Genomic DNA, 24,061 nt, shown 5'->3' on the forward strand with positions numbered 1-24,061 from the left:
AACAATGACATCGTGTGAGAGTCAACTGTTTATAACACTTGAATTATATTTCTTCAATTATTTACTCGTATACCCTCTTTCGTCTTAAACCTATGAAGATTGATAATAATCCGTTCACAGCTAATAAAATTACTATAATACTTGTAAGTAAACCTATATCTGCCGCAAATATTTTTATCGTACGCCATGGTGAACTTGTACTATAAGTAAGAAGTGGGATGAAAATAATAGATAATAGTAGGGATAGACTCCCTATGAATAACCAAATTAGCTTTTTTACGCTTTTCATATGTTTATACTTTTTAATTAACATAATTGATATTATGAAAAGTATAAGTGTAACTAGCAACAAAACAATTTGTATTAATGGGATGTTTTTAGGGATATCAACCGGTTCTTCTCCATTCAAAATACTAATAATCCCCTTTTTCAATTCTGATAGTGCGGTTTCTTCTAATACATGATTTTTATTTGTTAAAATCACACCACTCCAGCCACTTTTATTTAAAGTAAATATTTCTGCACGAGCATCGGGCGTTGATCCTGAATGCCAAATCATCGTTTCGCTTTCATTTATATTTGTTGTTCTTAATCCAAAACCATAACTTTTTTCTGAATTTATTTTATAAAGTGGTGAAAGATAAAGATCCATGTTTTCTTGCTTTAAAAATTGAGGATTTTCTTGGCGATTCAAAAACATAATGAATTGAATCATATCTTCCAAATTCGCGGTAATATAGCCATATGGTGCCCCGGCATTATCATAGGACACTACACTTTTTCTTGGTATGCCAAACCACGACTGATAACCTGTTAAATAGCCTTTTTCATATGCAATTTCTTTACTTGCTGCCGCACCATTCATATTTAATAGCCGAAAAACATGTTTTTGCATATATGAGGAATATGTATCATTTGTAACTTCTTCAATAAGTGCACCTAAAACCATATAATTCACATTACTATATTGATATTTTTCACTTGGTGGAGCAGTTATTTTTACATTTGAAAGCTTCATTACATTTTCTTTTAATGCTGTAGAACTTTTGGATTGCTTATCTGATAATAATAAGCCCTCATATGTGCTTATTCCACTTGTATGAGTTAGTAGATGTTGGATTGTTATAGTTGAGGATATTTGAGAATCTTTTAGTTTAAACCAGGGGAGGTATCGTTGAACAGGATCCTCTAATTTTATTTTTTTATCTTCTATTAATTTCACGATAGCTAAAGCTGTTAAAGATTTACTTATTGAGCCGATTGCAAATGGAGTTTTACTAGTTACCTTTTTTTCAGATTCTCCAGTAATCCCCATCGTTTTTGTGAAGAATACATCTTTATTATGTACAATTGCAACAGCAACTCCTGGAATATTCTGTTCATTTATAAATTCTTCAATATACTTATCTAAATTAGCTTTAATATTGTGCTGAGCATACACTTTTGGATGAACGATACATAATACTAATACATTACAAAGAATACATATTTGGAATAATTTATAGATAGTTTTCTTCATTATACTTTAGATAGCTTTCTTTTTTTATAATTTACTAAACTAATAAATACTACTACAGAGATTGTAAAACTACTCATTATTAATAATGAGTTCCACCATTGATTCTCTGATATACGATATAAAATATTATAATCAAATATATCTTTACTATTAGGTTGGTTAAATGATTCAGTTAAAAATATTGAAAATGTAGTTTGCGAGATGAGGTAAGTAATAAATGCGATGAATATGCCACGTAAGACAAATGTATTGTATTTTCCTTTTTCATTTTGAATTTGTTTCATTTTAACTTGTAAATCAATTTCATTTATTTCTATAAAATCTTGAACAAATAATTGAGGGGTACCTAAATCATCTATACTGTCTTCACCATGTTCACGACATTCTTGAATATGTTCGAATATTTGTCGCTTAATATTTTCCCTTTCTTCTAAACTAATATCGTATTGCTTTAATTCCTTTAGTACGTCTGTTAAAAATTGCTTTTCTTTACCTATCAATCTATTCCTCATTTCAGAAGGTCTCCTTTCAAACCGCTTTTTAATAATGTTTGAATATCCGATTGCAATTCTAACCACTCATTAATTTTCTTCTCAAGACGTATTTTACCGTTTTCATTAATTTCATAATAAATTCTAACTTTACCACTGTCTGTTACTTCTTGATAAGTATTAACCCACTCTTGATTTTTTAACTTAGTTAAAATTGGATAAATACTTCCTACTCCTTTCAACTTTAAATTGTGTACTTCTAACTCTTTCATAATCTCATAACCATAACTTTTCTTTTTTGACAAAATAGATAATACACACATTTCTAAATGCCCTTTAATTAAACTCGTTCTATCCATAGGATAAATTTAACAGAAATATATACTTCATTCAAGTATATATTTCTGTTAAATGCAAAAAAACAGACAATAAAACGAAAAGATTAACAAACAACAATACCACTTATCAACTGTTTTTAATCTTAATAATCACTTTTATAATATAATAATTACACAATGAATATAACCTTTAAGGTAATTATCCTCTTACTTCAATAACCTTATCTTTATATATTTCAAACCATTGTTGCCATTCATCTTTAGAAAATTCTTTTTCTTCTCCTTCTAGAACGGCAGAAAAAAGATCTAAACAAATATGCCAACCAGCTATATCTTTCGGTGTATGATCAGTTAATTCGTGAATATATTCTTTGAGAAGTAAAAGGGTACCATTATCCTCTTTATGTATTTCAAATCGGACCCGATCTTTATTCCAAGTAAATTCAAGCACTGAATTTACTTGACACTCTATAATATCAATATTTATAAATGAACCATCCATCATGTCGAACTTTATTACACCATTTGTTTTAAGGCTTTCAATATGCAAATTGGACATCCATTTTTTTAACTTACTGTTTTCTGTTAAAACTGACCAAACCTCTTCAATCGTATATGCAAATTGACGTTCAAATTTTACAATATATCCATCACTTAGTTTCTCAATTTCAGCTATCATATTGATTGCCTCCCTATACAGAATGTATGTTCTTAATTTATTTTACACGAATATAAATATAAAATAAATCTTTATGCCAACGAAGTATTAATTTAAAGTTAATAGTGCTGAGAAAAACTTGAATTATTTCTAAATTGAGTTATATAATCTAGAGAATTAAATATCATGTATGTACATTTTCCCATTAAATATAGACTTACGTACAAATAAAAAGAGTCGCATTTGCGACTCATGAAATTATAGAATTAGCCCTTATTTTTATTGATTGCTTTACCTTTTAATCGCATCAACAATTAACGATGGAAAACCAAGTTTATCCCCTTTATTTCTAGAATCATACTTTTTCGAACGGAAAATAACACCGTCGTTCGCATCCCATTCCTTGTAATAAAACTGCCCATTTTCATCACAATATTCAAGTAAAACTACCTCAAATCCAGCACTTTCAAACATTTTCGTTAAGGTTTTATAATTATGAACAATTTTATGACTTGCTGCTGGGTGATCTTTTGGGCCAGGTCCACCTATTTGAACTATATTTTGGTACGCTTCATCTCGGAAAAATGCATCAGGAACACCGCACCGAATGTGCCCTGTTGGCTTTAAAAATTTACAACAAATTCCAGCTGCTCTTACACCTTCTTCAAACGTAAGGTGTTCCCAGACATGCTCTGCTAAAATAACTGAAATAGAGTTGTATTCAAATCTTTCTTCCCACGTAGCTTTATCTAGTAGGTTAAGTTCATCTTCTTGCGTTTGAATCCAGCCTGGATTATTATTAAACACTCCAGCTCCGACAACTACTTTAATTTCGTCTTGTTTTATTGCTATCACCTTCACTTCGTAAACATTTTAATTATTAATATATTCTATGTTTACTATTATTCTACCTTCTAAAATAAATTAAGAAAAAATGGTGATTGCTTTAACAAAAATGAGTTATGGAAACAATTCATGATGCACAATTATTTTTGTACTCTATTCTTCAAACGAATAAGCTGTACTATCTACTTTTATATTTTTCTAAATTTGCGAACTAAAGTGAACACTATACCTGCAAAAACCATCCATAAGCCCATTGTTGTACTATTAGTTGTACTGCCCCCCGTGTTTGGAAGCTCTTTATATGTAGATTCTTTTTTATTGGAATTACTGTTGTTTTGGATATTATCGTTATTACTGTTATTAGTACTACCTTTAGCTTTGCTAGCGTCTGTATCCTTCACTAATACTTTTTGTATTGCATGTACCTTATTACCTACAGAATCTGTGACACTATATATTATTTCAAAAGTACCAACTTTAGTGGTATCTCCAATATCTTTATATACTACTTTAGAAGTAAGATCACCGTCTTCTTTATCCGTAGCTGATACACCTACCATTGGATTGAATTCATCTCCCTTAGTAATTGTAGTTGTAGCAGGTACTTTTAGTATTGGTATGTCATTCTTAACTTCTTCTCTACCTGTGACTGTTACAGTTTGTTTCGCAATTTCTTCATGGCCTTTAGAATTTATAACTGTATACGTTACTATGTAAGTACCGACTTTAGAGGTATCTACTTCCCCCTCAACTTTTACTTTAGAAGTAAGATCGCCGTCTTCTTTATCAATAGCTTTTACTTTTGCCATCGGATCGAATGATTCTCCTACAGTAATTGTCGTTGCAATAGGAACTGTCAATGTAGGTTTTAGATCTGATGTTTCTCCATCTCCCTCTACAATTACAGTCCGTGTTACCGTTGCTTTCCCACCTTGAGAATCAACGACAGTGTACTCCACAATGCATTTGCCTGGTTTAGAAGTGTCTACATCACCTTTATGTTCTACTCGATTTGTTAAATCACCATCTTCTTTATCAATAGCTTTTACATTGCTCATCGGGTCAAACTTATCACCGACACGTAGTGTAATTGTTGGCGGTACTGTTAGCTCTGGGACTTGGTTTGCCTCAGTTTTTTCGTTTTCTTTCACTGTTCCTTTAATTTTTGCTGCATCAAAAGCTTTTTGGACCGTTTCAACCTCAATGGAATTTGCCCCATATTTATTTGTTGCAACTTTAAGACACGCTAATCTTAATTCAGAGAAATTAGAAGTCATATTCAATTCATCAGTATTTGCATAATAGAAAATATCAAACATTTTATCTTCACCAATACCATTTACAGTTACACCGTTATGAGTGCCACCTTGTGCAATTAAATACGCGACTTTATTAATAATACTTGAGTTGAAATGAACGCCCTCATTATCCTCTCCGTTTAAATCACTGTATTTGCTATAATCATCTGGATACGGTACTCCATTAAAGAATTTGACTGAAGATGGATTTTTCATATTACGGAGAACTGATCCACTTTGTTCTCCTATTGTCCAATTAAATTCCCCATTATTTATATATTTCTCAATAGCCGTTCCCATAATATCAGATAACGCCTCGTTAATTGCTCCAGATTCTCCAAAAAATTCAAGATTAGATTCACTAGATGTAACCGCATGTGTAAATTCATGACCCGCTATGTCAAACGATCTAACCATTGGATCACCATATATAAGCATACTAACATTGTTAATATTAGCGCTAAATGCATTCCCCCAATTTTTAGGATCATTTGTTTCTCCAGAATCCCATGCATGTACAACTGAAACTACTTTTTTCCCTTTATTATCAAAACTATTACGCTTATATTTGTCTTTATAAAAATCATATACGTTTGTCGCTAAGAAATGAGCACTTACCGCTTTTGGGTCATTGAATGTTGTTGATGTGCTAGTTGTTAATATACCAGGATAATATTTTTCTTCAAAAGTAATATCTCTATAATTTACATCATACGTCTCAATTCCTTGCCCTCTTGTATAATCAGCAAGCGCATATTTCCCGTTACTTTGTTCAGAAATACCGAATGTACGAGTTATTCCTAAATCATCTTTTCCAGTCCCAGTTAATGATTTAAAATTACTTTTTTTATTCTCCTGAATAGCTTCAACACGCTCTTCATTTACTTTTAAATCTGACTCTTGCACCATATTTTTCAACATATCACCACTATGAGCATCCACTAAATAAGTTCCAGATACATAGTTTGGTGTGGCAGCTGCAAATGTAACTTGATATGCATTTGTAGCTTGCCCACGATTTTCATCAACAAAAATAACTTCCTTAACTTCTGCCTCAGAAATAAATTGAATATCATTTCCGTACTTCGTATAAATATATTGTTTTGCTTCTTCTTTTGATAAATTAATAGGATTCTTTAAATCTTCTTTTTCTAAGTTTTGTGCACTTTCCCCTGAAACACTTTTAATAATACCCTTTTTATCTACATGAGCAGTCAATTGGTGTCCGTATACTTCTTTACCTTCATATATTTGTTGCATACGAACAAGTGTAGTCCCATCATAAGAACCACGTTTTTGAACAACTTCGTAATCTACCCCTTTGTCTCCACTCACTTGTTTTGGTGACAAAGCATGTTCCGTCTTTTCCTTAAGTGCATCTTTCACTACGTTCTCTGGCGTTTTTTGTGATGGTTTTGTAAGTTCACCTGTACGGAACGAATCCTCTTGAATATCAACTTGCATTTGATCCGTTTCCTCAGCATAACCTATCTCGTATGGTACTATGCTTGTTAAAGCTAATCCTGTTGTTAATGCAACTATAGCTATTTCTTTTTTATTTTTCATGTTATTTCCCTCTTATGATTTCCTAAAATATGAAATTACTAAAATTTATACAATCTATTTCTAATGTAAAAAGATGACTTCTGTAATCAACAAAAGTCACCTCTTCAATATGTAATATCCCTAATATATTTTTAATGCATAATTTCTATATAAAACAGAAAAAGCATTCATTAACGAGCATTTTGCATTACTTTTATTAGGTCATTTATATTTTCAACTTTCTGCTGAAACTGATCAAATCTACTATGTAACAATGAAGGATTCTTATCTTCAGTTGAAATAACTTTTTTTAACTCCTGTTCTAATATATCATATGTATCAAAGAAATTATCAAATTCTACACTTACAAGCTCTTCATTTTCACGATAAAATCTTTTTGTTTCTATATAAGTCATGTATGATTTATTTAAAAAACCTAATGAAATTAAATATTTAGAAGTGTTTTCTTGATAAATAGCAATATCACATGCTATTTTCATATCAGAATAAGTTCTTTGAACGAAAGAATGCAATTCAAAAATCTTAAACTTTAATCCATTATTCATTTCATCCCCTCCCATCCTATCTATTCTACATAAAAAAAGAATATTATACAAAGTAAAATATCAATATAGTACAAAAATAAAAAGCGAAAGAATAAATTCTCCCGCTTATTATATCAATAAATACATTTCATATTGTGCTAAAGAATTCTTTTCAAATCCAGTTTTCTTTACAAACCCTTCCAGTAAACTGTTGTTTGGAAAACTAATTAACAAGCTTTCAAAATTCAACTCATCTCTTACTACTTGTAATAATTTTGATCCAATACCACGATTTCTATACTCTTTGTCTATGAAAATAAAACTAATTTTACCTTGTTCATTCATACATATAGAACCTTTTAAATCATTATCGACATATGCACCATAAAATGTATGATTTGTTTTTTCGATATAATCCATATCATTTTGCCAGTTTATATGGAAGTGTAACCATTTCTGAATTTCAACTTTAAAAGCTGCAAATTCTAATTGTTTTACTTCAATTCCTTTACATTCTTTAAGCATTATTTTAGTCATATCTTTTAAATTATAATAAGATAGATCGTACACTTTTTCATAGCCTAATTTATTATAAAAACGAATCGCCCGGTCATTACCTACAATGACTTCAAGAAAAAGTTGCTTACACCCGTTTTGAATCGCTTCATCTTTATGCAGTTCAAATAACTTTTGACTCACACCAATACCACGGTAATTGGGATGAACTGCTAATGTTCCGCAGCGCATTGTTTTTATGTTTTCATAATCCTTTATCCCACCAAGTATTACACCAGCTGGCTTGTCACCATCTAAAGCAAGAAACGAGTGTTCTAACGAATTCCCTTCAGCTCCAAAAAATCTTTTTATAAAATCTTCTTTTGAAACTTCCATCTTAATAATATAATCTGAAAACCCATCCCTAAAAGCTTCATACACTAAATCTATATTTACTTCACTACATCTTTTGTATTGAATCATATAAAATTATCCCCCACTTACTCGTGTTAAACTTAACATACAAATACATAAAATGTACTAGCTCCACTCTACCCATCATTCTTTAATTTTTAATTCTACCATTTAATTTGAAATAAACGGGCACTTCCCTACATATCTGTCACTATTAATTTGTTTTATAACAAATGGTGCAATATCACTATTTTGAATTTTGATTCCTGGCATATCTACTAAACTCTCGTTTATACGTCCAATACCATTTCCCTCTATAACAAATGGTAATCTAACAATTGTCCAATCTACTTTACTACTTTGGATAATTTGTAATTCTTTATATTTATCTTGCATCATTTTTGATAAAAAAACTTTAAATAAGGTAGCTCCAATTTTATTTACAATTCCCTTTTGATCTCCTGTAACATTTAAAAAGCCTCCGGAAATTACAATATATCTTTTTATTTCAAACTCCTTCATTGCTTCTAAAATATGCTTCGTTACTGTGCTAAAAATATAAGATTCATTTTTCGGTTGACCTACTGCATTAATTACAGCTCCACACCCTTTAAGTAATTTGCGTATTGAAGCAAAATCACGTGCATCTCCATTAATGATCTCTATATTTTCATTTGTTATTTTGATATTATTAGAATTTCTTGTTAATATTTTTACTTGATATCCCTTATCTAGCGCTTCTTTTACAAGGAATTTCCCCGCTTTTCCGTTTGCACCCAAAATAGCTATTTTATTTGTACTTTCCAATATTAACCCCTCTTACTATCTATGATTTACTACATTAATCTCATATACACGTAAAAAAGCAATTAAATGCTCACACGCTCGTTCACATGCTAACATTTTAAAGATTTTTTGTTCCTCTTTCGTTTTATCATTCGCTTGATCTGAAGCAGCTTTTAAACATAGAAAAGGTTTGTTATTGATTTGGCACACATAAGCAAAAGCTGCCACTTCTTGATCAACCGCTAATGCTCCATATACAGTATGGAGTAAATATCTCATTTCTGAACTACGGATACGTTGATCTCCAGATAAAAATGTACCGAAATGAATCGGATCATAAGATCGTATTTTTTTTATTCTTCTTACAAGCGATTTTGTTGTTTCGATAGGTGCTGTTCTACCATTATATAAGTTAAAAACATCTTCACCCGAACCAGCAGCAGTGACATCGTGTTGTATTGCGCTCAGTGCCACTACAATATGACCATTTTTCACCTTATGTGATAAACTCCCGCATATCCCTGTCATAAACAACTCATCCGGCTGAAACTCACTAATTAATAATTGTACACAACTAGCACAACTTACCTTCCCAACACCAGTTATAACTGAAATAATTTCCAGGTCATTTATAGTATGAAAATGAAATTCCCAAGCGGCTCTTTTTTCAATGCGTTCACTTGGATAATATTGATGTAAATACGTGAGTTCTGGTTCCCATGCAGATACGATTGCAATACGTTTCATAACACGCTTCACTTCCCCTATTGTTATCATGTAAATACTTTATCTATACTTTCTCGTTCATAATCTGGAATCCAATCTTTATATTTCTCATATAAATTTCGTATTGTTTCTTTATTCTTCGCAATTACTTCACATCCTCTATCATCATAAATAAACATGATAATATCTTTTGTTGCATTAATAAGAAATACATCTGGGTCAACTACCCCCACTGAAATGAATCGTTTCAGTGGGGGCTTGAGTTCGAACGCTAGGTCTTTTCGTCTATCGCTAGACAGTTTGACGCTCTAGCATTCATGCCACCTTACGGTAACACCCCAAGTATGTTTTTGGTTGGTACTGGCAACGAAAGATTGTTTTCCCACTTGCACCACCCTTTCGAAAAAGAGCAGTTCTTCCTTATGAAAGAAGCCACCACTCAGATGACTCCGGCGTGTACTACAAGCCCCGACAAGTCGAGTACACATGGATGGTTGACGCACCCACTAAGCTATGCGCGTGGCAACAGCCTTACGTTTTTGCACTTCTAATAGAATCGGCGTTTTCACTTTCAGACTTTCCTCCAATTCTACAACTTTTGATTTTTTCAAGGTATTCAGCGCACCATTAATATCAGCATGGATACATGTTCCTGCTTTACTTTGGTACAGACCACGAGTCATTCGTTTGCCACTAAAGCGATAATACGTCTTATCATCCTTCGTCCAAACTGGAACCAAATCTTTATCAAGAAAACTAGCTTTAGAGGTATAGCTTTCTTCTTGTTTCAAAAATCGGATGCCTTCTTTTTTGCATTTATTCTCAATTGCTGCAATCAGTTTATGAAATGGGATTTGAACAAATTTTTGATTATTCTTTTTTCCCATATCAGATTTTTGTTTCCAACCAGCGTTATATCCTACTACAACCGTGTCTATGCCAAATGCTTTCACTTTTTTGAACACCAGACCTACCGTTTGTGAAATGTAACCATTTATTTGTCGTTCTCGGTTATGCCAAAGTGCAGCCATTCTATTCGTTACAACTCGTTTTGAAATTCCGTTTTCAATATTTTTCTGCTGGAGATTACGTATCATTTTGTTGAAGTACTGATTAATAGATTTTAGTTTTTTTCCATCAATTAAGAAAGTATCACCTGTATTCGTTACGCAACTTACTAATCTATCTACACCTAAATCGCAACTCAAAGCGTTACTCGTAGTCGTGGGTGATTTCTTCATTTGAGAAACGTGCATCTCATATGTGTAATGCACCTCAAAGAACCGACCTTTTTGCTTCGGTACAATCTCAATGTAGGAGATTTTTTTATGTCGTAAGTTTTTCGGCATACGTATTTTAATGGAACCGAATTTTTGCCTGAATGCAACACTCATCGGAATCATCCAAAACCCGTTCTCATCCACTTTTGGAACTTGATAGATTTCAATGATTCGTTTGTCAGTGGAACGAGAATAATTCGGAAACTTAGGGCGACCTGTAAACTTCTCAGGATGTTTCTTCCACTGTTCCAAGGCTTTAAAAAAGCTCTTTACTTCTGCATACAAGGCTCTACGAATGGCTTGAACAGAGTTTGATTGCATGCCCCAGTAGTTCATATCGGCTTGCATGGCAGTGTCCACTTCTTTTACAGTAGCCATCCTGTTATTATTCAGGTAACTTTGTTTCATCGTATACAATCCAACATTTCGCAACGCTTTTGAACTATGTGACATGCGTTGCAGTAAGCGAAATTCTTTTGCGGTAAGACAAGCTCGTCCGATATTTTGTTTCTGCGTGAATCGTTGCATGTTTTCTCTTTTCTTTTGTTTCCGTAATACTTTCACTGCTTTCTTTTTAACCATTGTTTTCACCACCTTTCTCAGATAGTTCATTAAAATTATTTCTTTCCTAAGATAATATTTGAAACGAAACGGAACAAAATGTGAATATAGTCTTCATCGTAATTCCTTTTGGCTCAAGTAACCGAATGATTATGATTATTCAATTTCGTTTTCTTACGATCTATTCCCTTCTTATTTAAGGGTAGATTGTATCGTAAGACAAAAAGAAACAAAAAAGTTCAGCCTTATTGACTCACGGCAATTCATCTCCACCTGAATTGTTGGGTTTCACCCGTAACACAAATCAGATGGAGTCTTCTTGCCGAAAAGGATAAAAAATTTCTTTTATTCCGTCCAAAACGAGGATAAAGGCCCGGAAAATCTTCATGATTTGCAGCTTGAATAAGCTGTTTATACTTTATATCGCTAGCAAAACATTTTAACGAAAATTGGTATGTACAATATAAATCAGCTTCTTCATCTTCAAATAAAAAAGGTATTGTTTCTTGCCTTATATGATACTTTAATTCTCTATTATGAATAAAACGTCTATATAGATTAATTTTCTGCGGATTTTTTACATTTTCCTTTTTAAATCGATAAACATTTGTTACTAAAAAGACTTCATCTTCTTTTGAAAATATATCTTCAAATAAGTATTTATTATATGTATAAAGTTGAGTGAAGTATTCCCTATTTATAGCGTCGGTTCTTTCTACATATAGGTCTTTCCCTTTCCCAAAATGAAAATGCAAATGATTTTCCCATTGAAAGTATATATGTGGTACTAATGTAACCCCAGGAAATGTTTGATTCATATATTCTTTTAATTGCATTCTTATACCCTTTCTACTCTACAATTTCTTTTAACTGCCAATATGATTCTTCTAGCCAAGGATGTAAAACTTTCAACTTATCTTTTCTATCCCACAAATATGAAATATATGCAAAAGCAGCATGTTCTAAAGATTTTTCTAATCCTTTTTTAACTTCTGCTAAATATGGTGGCGCTCCATTTTGATCCCATTCTATTTTATCAGCAACAAATAACACTAAATCCATTTTCGTTGCATGTTTACGCAGTGTAGTATGACAACTAATGGCATTTAAAATTTCTTCATCTTCCACTTTAAATATCTCTTTTGCAATTATTCTCGACAGCTTTTGATGAATAATCATCGGGAATTCTCGTTCCTCTTGTAATATCTCTATTCCAAATTCTTCAGCAACTTCAACCCGCTCTTCATTCGGAAAGATTGCACTAATATCATGTAAATATGCTGCCATTGCTGCCTTTTCCTCGTTTTCATGATACTTAATCGCAATTTTTCGCGCTTCATTTGCCACCCGAATTGAATGTTTGTATGTAAGTTCTTTTTTGTATTTTAATAGAAAAACTTTTATATCATTTTCAATTTTTCCAGTCGGAGTAAATGAATAAATATCTTTATATAACATCTTAAGTCCCCCTTCTTCCAAACTTTCAATATAACGTTTCATTTAGATATCCTTTTTATTTGTATTCGTTATGAATGTTTTAATCCCTTTTTATACGTTACATGAAATTTTATGTGGAATCATTGCTACAAAACACATAAATGTTTGATATTATAGTAATGTTAATGATTTGTAAGGAAAGGAACTACATAATGAATAAAAATATATTAATTATTGATGACGATAAAGAAATTGTTGAATTACTTGCTGTTTATTTGCGAAATGAAGGCTATAACATTTATAAAGCATACGATGGCGATGAAGCATTGCAAATGATTTCTACATATGAAGTTGACCTTATGATTTTGGATATTATGATGCCAAAACGAAACGGATTAGAAGTTTGCCAAGAGGTTCGTGAGAATAATACTGTACCTATTCTTATGTTGAGTGCAAAGGCAGAAGATATGGATAAAATATTAGGTCTTATGACAGGTGCAGATGATTATATGATTAAGCCCTTCAATCCATTAGAATTAGTAGCTAGAGTAAAAGCTTTGTTACGAAGATCATCTTTCCAAAATGCCACTTCCTCCAAAAATGAAGATGGTATTATCCGTATTCGTTCTGCTGAAATACACAAACATAATCATACAGTTAAAGTCAATGGAGAATATATTAAGCTTACATCTATTGAATTTGATATTTTATATTTACTTGCGAGTAATACGGGGAGAGTATTTAGTTCCGAAGAAATTTTTGAACGCGTTTGGAATGAAGATGGTTATGGTTCAAATAAAACTGTAATGGTTCACATTAGTAATTTACGGGATAAACTTGAAACAGGAATGAATGAAGAGAAGTTTATTCATACTGTTTGGGGAGTAGGCTATAAAATTGAGAAATGAAGCATTTGATATATTAAAAGATATCCCAAAGTGGAAGTTAATTTTTTGGTTCATGTTAGCTATCACACTTACCCCTATTACTGAATTAATTATATATCGCCTCGTTACAAGTGTAATTGAAAGTTCACTTACATTAAGTGAACTTGGCAAAGAATTCATTAGAATTTTTGGTTATGAAAAATATAAAGGAATAAAGGAATCTCTTTGGATGATGATCGTCTCTTATTTATTTTTATTTTCGATTTTCTCATCTTACCTATACATTTTTTACCGTCATGAAAGAAAGCTTTACTATGAAGCTTGTATTAAAAAAATGATAGAGGAAATTCGTTATATTGCAAATGGAAACTTCAATCATAAAGTTTCTATCGTAAACCATAATCATTTAGAAGAGTTAGCAAGCGGAGTTAATCACATTGTTGAACAATTGAAAGTCTCGATTGATGAAGAAAGACAGGCAGAACAAGCAAAAAGTGAATTGATTACAAATGTATCGCACGATTTACGCACTCCTCTTACCTCTATAGTTGGATACGTGAATTTAATCCACCATGATAATTATAGAGATGAAGTAGAATTACGTCATTATATACAAGTTATTTACGATAAAGTAACTCGTCTTAACGCATTAATGAATGATTTGTTTGAATATACACGTGTTCAAAATAAAGAATTAAGTTTATATTCTGTCCCTATTGATATTGTGGAGCTTCTTGGACAATTAACAGTTCAATTTCGAATACAGCTGCAAGAGGCTAATATTGATTGTCGCCCCTTTTTCCCATCAAAGAAGCTAATGGTATTAGCTGATGGAGACAAATTAGTACGCGTATTTGAAAATCTAATTATTAATGCTATCGCTTACGGTAACGATGGTGATTATATTGATATTACTGCTTATGAAAGTAATAATATGATCGCAATCGATATAACCAATTACGGCCAACCTATTCCAAGTACCGATTTACCTCATATTTTTGAACGTTTTTATCGCGTTGAGAAATCGCGTTCTACAAACACTGGTGGATCTGGACTCGGATTGGCAATTGCAAAAAGTATTGTAGAGTTGCATAAAGGAACAATTGAAGTGTATAGTGATGACAAAAAAACAACATTCACTGTAAAACTACAACCATATAAATGTTAATACAGCTTAATTTTAGGTCCAATTTCTTACGATATAAGAAATTGGACCTTTTATTTTCCAGTAACATCCAAAATTTAATAATCCTTTATAATTCTTTAGAAATTCTTTACCTTTTCTTTCTTCCTAATTAAGCATTCCTTTTTACAATATTATTATCGATGTCATAATAGGAGGATCGCTTATGCAATTCTTAAAAAAATTCGCAATTTTATTCTTATCTTTTGTTATTACAACACTTATCGTTTTATATTTTTACCTTTATGTAAATGGTCCAATTATTCAAGCTAAATCAGCTATTTTAATAGATTCTAATTCAAGTGAAGTTATTTATAAAAAAAATGAAGAAATTCCTATCCAATCAGCTACTTTATCTAAATTAATGACAGAGTATATCGTAATGGAAAAACTGAATGAAGGAAAAATACAGTTAGATGAATTAGTAAAAATAAGTAACGAAGTTTTTCGAGCAGAAACGAGTCCTATACAAGCAACTTCGAAAGATAAAACGACAGTTCGTGATTTACTTCATACACTGTTATTGACAGGAAATAATCGTTCCGCACTTGCTCTTGCAGAACATATCGCTGGAAACGAAGATAATTTCACACAGTTAATGAATGAAAAAGCAAAACAACTAAAGTTATCACAACCATCTCCGTTTCTAAACGCTACTGGAATGAATAACGATACAAATAAACTTTCAACTACAACAGCAATTGAAGTTGCTAAACTAGCAACACAATTAGTAACAGACTTTCCAGATGTACTGAACGTTACAAAACTAACCTCTTACCAGTTCACCTTCAAAGATACGAAAGTTTTCAACACCAATAAAATGATATATTCCCTTAATAAAAACATTAAACACCAAGGTGTTGATGGCTTACAAACTAGTTTTTCAACTAATGGTAATTATAGTTTTGTCAGTACAGCAAAACGAGGAGATACTAGACTTATTTCAGTAATATTAGACGCCGAAAATGAAAACAGTACTTTTATTGAAACAAAAAAGTTACTTCAGTACGGCTTTGATCCTTCTTCATACTCTGCACTCCAAGCATTTAAAGATGCTGTTACATCTTGGACTGTTTTGCTTCAGTTTAAAAATTTAATCATACAAACATTGTTGATTTTCTTCATTATTACATTTTTAATGTTTTTACATATACGCCAGAAAAAATCCGAGGATTTCAATTAGGAAATCTTCTTATATATATAAAACGGCTTGCATTTACAGTACAAGCCGTTTTTTTAACTATAGTTCTCTTCCAATTAAATTCGCTGAAACAGGCTGAAGATTTAGTTCTCTCGCCCATATAGATAGCTGACCAATGTGATGAATTTCATGTACAATTACATGTCTTAACACTTCACCGTATGTATATGTTTTATCTGTCCACGAAGCTTTTAATATTTTACATTCTAGACTAGATGACCACAACTGCAAAAAATCATCTAATTCTCGTTTATATAAATCAGATAACGCTTTCACTTTCTGGATTGATTGATACTCTTTAAACTGCGGTGCCCGATCTTCTTTTTCTTGAAGCGCATTAATCCAGCTATACTCAACATCAACAATATGAAATAATGTTTCTAAAATACTTCCAACACCACCAACACGTTTGCGGAGTAATTCTTCCTCTGAAAGTTGCTCACACCACTTAAACCAATCATCTCTTACTTGCCAATTGTATCGAAATAAAGTGTACACATTTATCTCTCCCCTACCTCGATTATCCACTTTACAGCATCTATTATATATTGCGGCTCATCTTTTTGAATACTTGAATACATTTTAAAATCATCAACTTGTACATATCCCTCTATACATTTAACCATGGACGATCACTTCTCTCCGATAAAGTTCTTCTTCAATTTGATTAATTATTTCATCTATAGATAAAGCTCCGTCCAAAACAATATCTGAATTTGGCTTTACAGTATGAAGCGCCTCCAAATAGCCTTTTCTAGTATATGTTATATAATGCTTTAAATCATTATGTATTTCACTCATTGTTTCTTCCTTAAAATCTCGCAAAATTCTTCTAGCCATTGCAATATCTAAAGGCGTATCGATAAATATAGTTACATCAATGAACTGTCGCATTTCACTATTTAAGTATGCAAAAGGATAATCTACAATAATATAATCTACCTTACTATCTCGTATAAGATGCTGAATATCCTTAATTAATGGTGTGAGTACCCATTCATCATAATTGGCTCCATCATCAATCCATTTACAAATATCAGCAGGACAGTTATCAAAGTGATAACTATCAAAATATAGCGCTTTTGAATTTATTAACTTATGAGTTAATCTTTCTGTAACAGTAGTTTTGCCTCCTCCTGAAACAGCTGCAATTGTAATGATTTTCGTCTTTTTATTCATCATTTTCCCCCAATCCCCTTTTAATTAACATAACATAATTATAGAAAACAATTATATTTTAGCTCTCCATTCATATTCTAACATACTCATTTCCCATAAATTCCAATATGTTTCCCCTACTTTTTTCGACTCTCTTAGTAAACCTTCTTTTACAAATCCTATTTTTTCATAACATGAAATAGCCAATGTATTAAAATCATAAACACCAAGCGTTACTCTATGTAGTTTTAATTCATCAAATGCAATATGGAGTACTGCTTTCATCATATGCTTTCCAATAGAACGTCCTCTCATTTTCGTATCACCAACTAGTACTTTACCAATCCTTGTAGATTTATTTATATTGTCTATTTGCCCAAGTGAAACATGACCAACTACTTCTTGAGTCTCTTCATCTATTACTTTGAATGCAAGTGTATTTTCACTTTCTATATATTTTTCTAATTGTTCTTCATTTAGGGGATATGTAAATGCATTTCCTGACCACTGTATTAAAAATTCTTCGGAATCAATCCAGTTTATTAATTGTTTGAAATCGGATCGTTTAAAAGGTTCTAATTTAATCAACTTCATTCTCCTTTCATACACCATTCTATATATCCTCAAACTTATTTCTATATATAGAATATATTTTCCTTTTATACGAAATGAAAATAAAGCCATTCATAAGAATGGCTTTACAAAAAACATAGCCTAATTATGCTACGTTTCCTATGTTAACAATGGTTCAATTGCTTCAATTTTACAAACTGAAATAATTACTGTAACTACGCCAGCACTATTAGCAAGCTTTACAACATCACAAGTGACGGAAGAAACAGTTCCTGCATAATTATTAGTTCCTGTTGTAATGCGCACTGATCTGTTTACTAACTTTCTCAGCTCATCTCTAATTCCTTGTACACAGCAACAGTCACATGCCTTATTTTGCTCTTCATGTTCTTTTTTACACTCTTCAAAAACGTCCCAACAGTCATCCTGTTTACATGAACATTTCTTTCTAGAATTACTATAACGATATCCCATAATCTCACCCCCTAATCATTTCTATTAATATAGTATGTCCACTAACTTTAAAGTGTACGAGGCAAAAACATAGAAAGGAAAAAACAAACACATGTACTAAATTATCCTATATATATAAAAACTGACCTCTAACAATTTAGAGGTCAGTTCACATTATACATGCTTTAATTTTATAATTTACTAGACTGCAACCCCTGAATAAACGGAACTACCTCAGGATTTACAAGTGACGATAAATCGCCTAATTCTTTTCCTAAATAAGCGGCTTTAATGACGCGTCGCATTACTTTAGAATTACGTGTTTTCGGTAAATCTTCTACAACGTGAATATCTTTTGGACATAATGCTTTTCCAATATGAGAGTTTACTAAACTCATTAATTCTTTCTTTAATTCACCTGAGAATGTTACATTGTCTCTTAATACTACAAAACAATGACAAACTTCACCTTTTACATCATCTGGTACACCAATCGCAGCAGCTTCTATGACATCATTATGCTTCACAAGAATAGATTCATATTCAGCAGGTCCAATGCGTTTTCCAGCAATGTTTAGCGTATCATCTGAGCGTCCTGTAATAATATATTGTTCACCATCATAAACAACCCAGTCACCATGAACCCATTTATTTTCAAAACGTGACCAATATGTGTTCACATAACGTTCATCGTCTTCCCAGAAACTTTTCGTCATACCAACCCAAGGTTTCTCTAAACATAATTCTCCAACTTCATCACGAATCGGATTGCCCTGATCATCGAGCACAACCGCTGCCATTCCTGGTAAAGAAGCGTTAAAGCTAATCGGTGCAATTGGTTTAATAAGGACGTTTCCGAAAATTCCACCAGAAATTTCAGTCCCGCCTGAATAGTTACAAATTGGTACATTACTTTTTCCAACTGTTTCAAATAGCCACATCCAAGGATCTGGATTCCAAGGCTCGCCTGTTGAGGCGAATACTTCTAAACTCTTAAGCGAATGTTTATTTACATACTCATTACCTTTTGCCATTAACGCACGAATTAATGTTGGTGATATACCGAGATGTGTAATTTCATATTTATCAACTGTTTCCCATAAACGATCTGCCTCTGGGAAATCAGGTACACCTTCGTACATAACCATTGTTGCTCCATTAATGAGAGAGCCGAATAGTAGAAATGGTCCCATCATCCAGCCCATATCAGTTACCCATAGTACGCGGTCACCTTGTTTGATATTCATTCCAAATCCTGCATCAAATGCAGCTTTTAAAGGAAAACCAGCATGTGTATGTACTGTTCCTTTCGGTTTCCCAGTTGTACCTGATGTATAAATGAGCATTAATGGATCATCACTATGCATTTCTTCAGCATGTACAAATGGCTTTTCTTTTTCTAACGTACTCCATGAGAAATCATAATTATGCGGTGTAAAATCATTTCCTGCATGACGAACGATAACAACTTTTTCAACAGTTGGACAATGTTCACAAGCTTTATCTACTTCATCTTTTAATGAAACTATTTTACCTCGGCGTGAAAAACCATCTGCAGTAATGATCATTTTAGAACCTGCCGCTTGCACACGTGTCATGACTGCATCAGACGCAAAACCTGAGAATATTGGTGAAATAATTGCTCCAATTTTCATAACAGCTAGCATTGCAACAACTGTTTCTGGAATCATCGGCATATAAATTGTTACACGGTCACCTTTTTCAATACCCGCATGTTTCAAACCGTTTGCAACGCGACTTACCCAGCTATCAAGTTCTTCATATGTAAATGATTTTGAAGTTCCATTTTCTCCCTCATACTGAAGTGCTGGTTGTGTTCTTGTTTCATCATCTGCAAGCCAGCGTGATAAAACTGATTCTACAACGTTACATGTTCCGCCATTATACCACTGTGCAAACGGCGTACCATTTTCTAAATCTAGCACTTCTGTATAAGGTTTCATCCATTGATAGCCAACTGCTTTCTCAGCTTCTCCCCAAAACCAAGCTGTTTCTTTAATAGATTGATTATAAAACGTTTCATAATCTTCATAACCCAATGATTTCATCCAACCATATAAACGCGTTTTTTCTTTATACTCTTCTGTCGGAAACCAAACTGCTTGTTTCAATGTTTTCCCCTCCTTGACTTTTTAAGCAAGAAAGCCCTAATTAGGGCTTTTAAACTGGATAAACAGGATGTTTACGATCCGTAAATACTTGATATTTACTCATATACATTTCGAATCGTCCTTTTAACTCTTCTCTTAAATTGTTTGGATGAACAATACCATCAATGACCATCTCTGATGCTAAATGGTAAATATCAATATCTTGCTTATACTCTTCGCGTTTTTCAGCAATGAAGCTATCACGCTCTTCTTCTGGTAAAGCTGCAATCTTATTTGCATATACAGCATTGACCGCGGCTTCTGGACCCATTACCGCAATAGAAGCTGTTGGTAATGCTAGGCAGCAATCTGGTTCAAAGGCTGGACCCGCCATAGCATATAAACCAGCACCATATGCTTTACGAACCACGATAGAAATTTTTGGTACAGTTGCTTCACTCATTGCAGAAATCATTTTCGCACCATGGCGAATAATACCAGCACGTTCTACTTTTGTACCAATCATAAATCCAGGTACATCTGCAAGGAACAATAACGGAATATGATATGCATCGCATAAATTAATAAACTTCGCTGCTTTATCAGCTGAATCGTGGAATAATACGCCGCCTTTCATTCGCGGTTGATTTGCAATAATACCAACTGGCTTACCATCAATACGTGCTAAACCTGTAATAAGTTCTTGAGCAAATAATTTTTTCACTTCATAGAAAGAACCTTCATCAATAACTCTATTAATAAGATCTTTCATATTGAAAGGAGCATTTTGATTTTTTGGAATGATTTGTTCTAACGTTTTATCGAATTGTTTCGGTTCTTGAGGTGTAGCCAATGGAGTCTTTTCTAAGTAGTTGTTTGGAAAATATGAAATGTATTGTCTTGCTTGTGTAATTGCATCTTCTTCTGTTTTACATAAAACATCTCCGCATCCTGATACAGAGCAATGCATACGAGCTCCGCCCATCTCTTCTAACGTTACCTTCTCACCGATAACCATCTCAGCCATACGAGGAGATCCTAAATACATAGATGCATTTCCTTCCACCATCATAACAACGTCACAAAAGGCTGGAATATATGCGCCACCAGCGGCCGAAGGTCCAAATAATAAACATACTTGCGGAACTTTACCTGATAATTTCACTTGATTATAGAAAATTCTTCCTGCACCGCGGCGCCCTGGGAACATTTCAACTTGATCAGTAATACGCGCTCCAGCAGAGTCAACTAAATAAAATAATGGAACACGTAATTTTTCTGCCGTTTCTTGAATACGTAAAATCTTTTCAACTGTACGTGCGCCCCATGACCCAGCCTTTACTGTTGAATCATTTGCCATCACGCATGCCGTACGACCATGTATTTTACCTGTTGCTGTTACAACACCATCAGCAGGTAATCCTGTTTGTTCACAATTTGCAAATAATGCATCTTCTACATATTCACCATTATCAAATAAAAGAGCTAAGCGATCTCGAACGAATAGTTTTCCTTTTGCTTTGTTTTGTTCATGATACTTTGGTGCACCACCTTGTTTAATCGTTTCAACTCGTTCTTCAAATGTATTCGATTGTTGTTTTTGGTCTAACATATTTACTCCCCCTTATACATTGGTGTGCGTTTTTCCTTGAATGCTTGTAATCCTTCTAATCTATCTTTCGTATGGATTACACCTTCATACGCTTGTTTTTCCATTTGTAATCCGGTATGTAAATCAACTTGAATACCGTTTGAAATTGCTTCTTTTGCTAATCGAACAGCAATTGGGCCATTACTCGCAATTCTCTCTGCCATTTCAATTGCTTTCTCTTCAAGTGAATGAGCTGGTACAACGAATTCTACTAGACCATATTCTTTCGCTTCTTGCGCCGAAATGCGTCTGCCTGTATAAATTAATTCTTTCGCTCTACCAACACCAATTAATCTTGGTAAACGCTGCGTACCACCTGCTCCTGGTATAATTGCAAGAGTCGTTTCAGTAAGACCAAGACTTGCAGTGTCTGAAGCAATTCTAAAATCACAAGCTAAACTTAATTCCGTACCACCACCAAGTGCGATTCCATTTATAGCAGCAATAACTGGCTGTGGTAATTGTTCAACCATTTGCATAGTAGAACGAATCATACTAACAGCATGACGAACTTCTTCTTCATTCATGCCAGCACGTTCTTTTAAATCAGCTCCGGCACAAAATGCTTTTTCACCAGCACCTGTTAGAATAACTACACGTGTATTTGACTCTTCATTTATTTGAGTTAATATGTTTTGTAACTCTTCTAATAACGCTAAAGATAATGAGTTTGCTTGTCTTTCACGATATAATGAAATCTTTACAACGTGAGGTGTTACATAATCAACTGAAATGTTTTGTAATTGTAGCATCTTCTCACCTACTTATCGTTTTATGTTGAAGCGCTCTATACACATGACTGGGTAATTGGATATTTAATTTACTTTGAATAAATTGACTCGCTCTCAATAACTTCTCTTCATCAATATTCGTTTGAACCCCTAACTTATGGAGCATATGAACTAAGTCATCAGTTGCAACATTGCCTGATGCTCCTGGTGCATATGGACAGCCACCAAGACCACCACAAGAACTATCAAATGTAGTAATACCATATTCCAATGACTTAACTACATTCGCCAGAGCCATCCCATACGTATTATGGAAGTGCATTGCAAACTGCGAAGCATCATATTTCTTTAATAAATGTTCTAATACTTTCTCTACTTGTAACGGATTCGCTACACCGATCGTGTCACCAAGAGATACTTCATAAATGCCATATGAAAATAGTTGATTACATAATTCGTCAACTGCTACGACGCTTATATCTCCTTCATAAGGACAGCCAAATACAGTAGAAACATAGCCCCTTACCTTTTTCCCTTCGAATAATGCCTGTTTTGTTATATCTTCAATTACAGCTAATGCTTCTTTAATTGATTTATTAATATTACTTTTATTATGAGATTCACTTGCTGATAAAAAAACATTCACCTCATCTACATTTTGCAAAAAAGCTCGTTCCAAACCATTCTGATTTGGAACAAGCGCTGCATATGTAACATTTGGATCCCTTTTCAGCTCAGAAAACACATCATTTGCATCTGCTAATGCAGGGACCCATTTAGGGTGAACGAATGAGGAAACTTCAACGTACGATAATCCCGACTCTGTAAGTAGTTGAATCCATTTTACTTTATCTTTTGTGCCAACAATCTTTTTTTCATTTTGTAAGCCATCACGTGGCCCGACTTCTTTAATGACAGCAAAATTAGGTAGTTTCAATTCGCTTCCCCCTATATCTCCCTATTCAATTTCTAGTAATACATCTCCTTCATTTACAAAATCGCCTTCTTGCACATTAATTTTCATAACTGTGCCAGCTTCTTCTGAAACGATTGGAATTTCCATTTTCATAGATTCCAAAATGACGACATCCTGCTCTTCCTCTACTGTATCTCCTACTCCTACAACAATCTTCCATACATTTCCTGCCATCGATGCATATACTTTCGTCATCAT

At 33.1% G+C, this 24,061-nt stretch carries 26 protein-coding genes and 1 pseudogene; 3 read left to right on the forward strand and 24 right to left on the reverse strand.

Annotated features, from left to right (window positions below; genetic code table 11):
• Window positions 1-61 precede the first annotated feature (61 nt).
• From ACTFSI_RS21305 to yqeK, 14 genes are all read right to left on the reverse strand, one after another.
• On the reverse strand, window positions 62-1,519 hold the full coding sequence (locus ACTFSI_RS21305; protein ID WP_138321969.1) for a serine hydrolase domain-containing protein: 1,458 nt from the start codon (window positions 1,517-1,519) through the stop codon (window positions 62-64).
• Window positions 1,519-2,031, reverse strand: a complete 513-nt coding sequence (locus tag ACTFSI_RS21310; protein ID WP_138321970.1) for a hypothetical protein — start codon at window positions 2,029-2,031, stop codon at window positions 1,519-1,521. Before ACTFSI_RS21310 ends, ACTFSI_RS21305 begins: the two co-directional genes overlap by 1 nt.
• The gene (locus ACTFSI_RS21315; RefSeq protein WP_016087774.1) at window positions 2,028-2,369 is read right to left on the reverse strand and encodes a PadR family transcriptional regulator; all 342 of its coding nucleotides are present in this window, start codon (window positions 2,367-2,369) and stop codon (window positions 2,028-2,030) included. The genes ACTFSI_RS21310 and ACTFSI_RS21315 overlap by 4 nt, the downstream gene beginning before the upstream one ends.
• Window positions 2,370-2,547: 178 nt before the next feature.
• A complete protein-coding gene (locus ACTFSI_RS21320; protein WP_138321971.1) occupies window positions 2,548-3,027 on the reverse strand; it encodes an SRPBCC family protein in 480 nt (159 codons plus the stop codon).
• Between the two features lie 270 nt (window positions 3,028-3,297).
• Window positions 3,298-3,858: a class I SAM-dependent methyltransferase gene (locus ACTFSI_RS21325; RefSeq protein WP_138322603.1), complete on the reverse strand. Its 561-nt coding sequence runs from the start codon at window positions 3,856-3,858 to the stop codon at window positions 3,298-3,300.
• A gap of 182 nt (window positions 3,859-4,040) precedes the next feature.
• Window positions 4,041-6,716 carry a M4 family metallopeptidase gene (locus tag ACTFSI_RS21330; RefSeq protein ID WP_138321972.1) on the reverse strand — a complete coding sequence of 892 codons (2,676 nt, stop codon included), beginning with the start codon at window positions 6,714-6,716 and terminating at the stop codon, window positions 4,041-4,043.
• A gap of 170 nt (window positions 6,717-6,886) precedes the next feature.
• Window positions 6,887-7,261 carry a hypothetical protein gene (locus ACTFSI_RS21335; RefSeq protein WP_001059029.1) on the reverse strand — a complete coding sequence of 125 codons (375 nt, stop codon included), beginning with the start codon at window positions 7,259-7,261 and terminating at the stop codon, window positions 6,887-6,889.
• Window positions 7,262-7,369: 108 nt separating this feature from the next.
• Window positions 7,370-8,218, reverse strand: coding sequence for a GNAT family N-acetyltransferase (locus tag ACTFSI_RS21340; protein WP_440045622.1), 849 nt, complete (start codon window positions 8,216-8,218; stop codon window positions 7,370-7,372).
• A 102-nt stretch (window positions 8,219-8,320) separates the two neighbouring features.
• Window positions 8,321-8,956: an SDR family oxidoreductase gene (locus ACTFSI_RS21345; RefSeq protein WP_138321974.1), complete on the reverse strand. Its 636-nt coding sequence runs from the start codon at window positions 8,954-8,956 to the stop codon at window positions 8,321-8,323.
• Window positions 8,957-8,971: 15 nt separating this feature from the next.
• Window positions 8,972-9,709, reverse strand: coding sequence for a 5'-methylthioadenosine/S-adenosylhomocysteine nucleosidase (gene mtnN / locus ACTFSI_RS21350; RefSeq protein WP_138322604.1), 738 nt, complete (start codon window positions 9,707-9,709; stop codon window positions 8,972-8,974).
• A complete protein-coding gene (locus ACTFSI_RS21355) occupies window positions 9,709-9,912 on the reverse strand; it encodes a DUF3885 domain-containing protein (RefSeq protein ID WP_419761938.1) in 204 nt (67 codons plus the stop codon). Before ACTFSI_RS21355 ends, mtnN begins: the two co-directional genes overlap by 1 nt.
• 255 nt (window positions 9,913-10,167) lie before the next feature.
• On the reverse strand, window positions 10,168-11,523 hold the full coding sequence (locus ACTFSI_RS21360) for an RNA-guided endonuclease TnpB family protein (RefSeq protein ID WP_070806076.1): 1,356 nt from the start codon (window positions 11,521-11,523) through the stop codon (window positions 10,168-10,170).
• A gap of 242 nt (window positions 11,524-11,765) precedes the next feature.
• Complete coding sequence (locus tag ACTFSI_RS21365) at window positions 11,766-12,338, reverse strand: DUF3885 domain-containing protein (protein ID WP_241747710.1); 573 nt, start codon at window positions 12,336-12,338, stop codon at window positions 11,766-11,768.
• Window positions 12,339-12,351: 13 nt separating this feature from the next.
• A complete protein-coding gene (gene yqeK / locus ACTFSI_RS21370; RefSeq protein WP_138321975.1) occupies window positions 12,352-12,960 on the reverse strand; it encodes a bis(5'-nucleosyl)-tetraphosphatase (symmetrical) YqeK in 609 nt (202 codons plus the stop codon).
• Between the two features lie 191 nt (window positions 12,961-13,151).
• Between yqeK and ACTFSI_RS21375 the strand changes: the two genes are divergently transcribed.
• From ACTFSI_RS21375 to ACTFSI_RS21385, 3 genes are all read left to right on the forward strand, one after another.
• Window positions 13,152-13,847, forward strand: a complete 696-nt coding sequence (locus ACTFSI_RS21375) for a response regulator transcription factor (RefSeq protein ID WP_001038816.1) — start codon at window positions 13,152-13,154, stop codon at window positions 13,845-13,847.
• Complete coding sequence (locus ACTFSI_RS21380) at window positions 13,837-14,994, forward strand: sensor histidine kinase (RefSeq protein ID WP_138321976.1); 1,158 nt, start codon at window positions 13,837-13,839, stop codon at window positions 14,992-14,994. Before ACTFSI_RS21375 ends, ACTFSI_RS21380 begins: the two co-directional genes overlap by 11 nt.
• A 181-nt stretch (window positions 14,995-15,175) precedes the next feature.
• The gene (locus ACTFSI_RS21385) at window positions 15,176-16,192 is read left to right on the forward strand and encodes a D-alanyl-D-alanine carboxypeptidase family protein (RefSeq protein ID WP_138321977.1); all 1,017 of its coding nucleotides are present in this window, start codon (window positions 15,176-15,178) and stop codon (window positions 16,190-16,192) included.
• Window positions 16,193-16,249: 57 nt separating this feature from the next.
• Here ACTFSI_RS21385 and ACTFSI_RS21390 read toward each other — a convergent pair whose 3' ends face one another.
• From ACTFSI_RS21390 to ACTFSI_RS21435, 10 genes and pseudogenes are all read right to left on the reverse strand, one after another.
• Entirely contained in the window at window positions 16,250-16,708 is a 459-nt protein-coding gene (locus ACTFSI_RS21390) for a DinB family protein (RefSeq protein WP_138321978.1), read from the reverse strand.
• A gap of 2 nt (window positions 16,709-16,710) precedes the next feature.
• Window positions 16,711-16,779, reverse strand: a pseudogene (locus tag ACTFSI_RS21395) (alpha/beta hydrolase); the annotation flags it as partial.
• Window positions 16,780-16,828: 49 nt separating this feature from the next.
• The gene (locus ACTFSI_RS21400) at window positions 16,829-17,389 is read right to left on the reverse strand and encodes an AAA family ATPase (protein WP_044792459.1); all 561 of its coding nucleotides are present in this window, start codon (window positions 17,387-17,389) and stop codon (window positions 16,829-16,831) included.
• 51 nt (window positions 17,390-17,440) lie between these two features.
• Window positions 17,441-17,980: a GNAT family N-acetyltransferase gene (locus tag ACTFSI_RS21405; RefSeq protein WP_041184109.1), complete on the reverse strand. Its 540-nt coding sequence runs from the start codon at window positions 17,978-17,980 to the stop codon at window positions 17,441-17,443.
• Between the two features lie 120 nt (window positions 17,981-18,100).
• Window positions 18,101-18,415, reverse strand: coding sequence for an exosporium protein ExsK (gene exsK, locus ACTFSI_RS21410; RefSeq protein ID WP_000542330.1), 315 nt, complete (start codon window positions 18,413-18,415; stop codon window positions 18,101-18,103).
• Window positions 18,416-18,585: 170 nt separating this feature from the next.
• Window positions 18,586-20,526: an AMP-binding protein gene (locus ACTFSI_RS21415; RefSeq protein ID WP_138321979.1), complete on the reverse strand. Its 1,941-nt coding sequence runs from the start codon at window positions 20,524-20,526 to the stop codon at window positions 18,586-18,588.
• A 49-nt stretch (window positions 20,527-20,575) separates the two neighbouring features.
• Window positions 20,576-22,117 carry an acyl-CoA carboxylase subunit beta gene (locus tag ACTFSI_RS21420; RefSeq protein WP_000886754.1) on the reverse strand — a complete coding sequence of 514 codons (1,542 nt, stop codon included), beginning with the start codon at window positions 22,115-22,117 and terminating at the stop codon, window positions 20,576-20,578.
• Between the two features lie 2 nt (window positions 22,118-22,119).
• Window positions 22,120-22,908: an enoyl-CoA hydratase gene (locus tag ACTFSI_RS21425; RefSeq protein ID WP_138321980.1), complete on the reverse strand. Its 789-nt coding sequence runs from the start codon at window positions 22,906-22,908 to the stop codon at window positions 22,120-22,122.
• Window positions 22,909-22,912: 4 nt separating this feature from the next.
• Window positions 22,913-23,824, reverse strand: coding sequence for a hydroxymethylglutaryl-CoA lyase (mvaB, locus tag ACTFSI_RS21430; RefSeq protein ID WP_138321981.1), 912 nt, complete (start codon window positions 23,822-23,824; stop codon window positions 22,913-22,915).
• A 21-nt stretch (window positions 23,825-23,845) separates the two neighbouring features.
• On the reverse strand, window positions 23,846-24,061 hold the full coding sequence (locus ACTFSI_RS21435; RefSeq protein ID WP_001985297.1) for an acetyl-CoA carboxylase biotin carboxyl carrier protein subunit: 216 nt from the start codon (window positions 24,059-24,061) through the stop codon (window positions 23,846-23,848).

The sequence above is a fragment of the Bacillus cereus group sp. MYBK101-2 genome, from assembly GCF_051918845.1.
GTDB classification, from domain to species: domain Bacteria; phylum Bacillota; class Bacilli; order Bacillales; family Bacillaceae_G; genus Bacillus_A; species Bacillus_A paranthracis.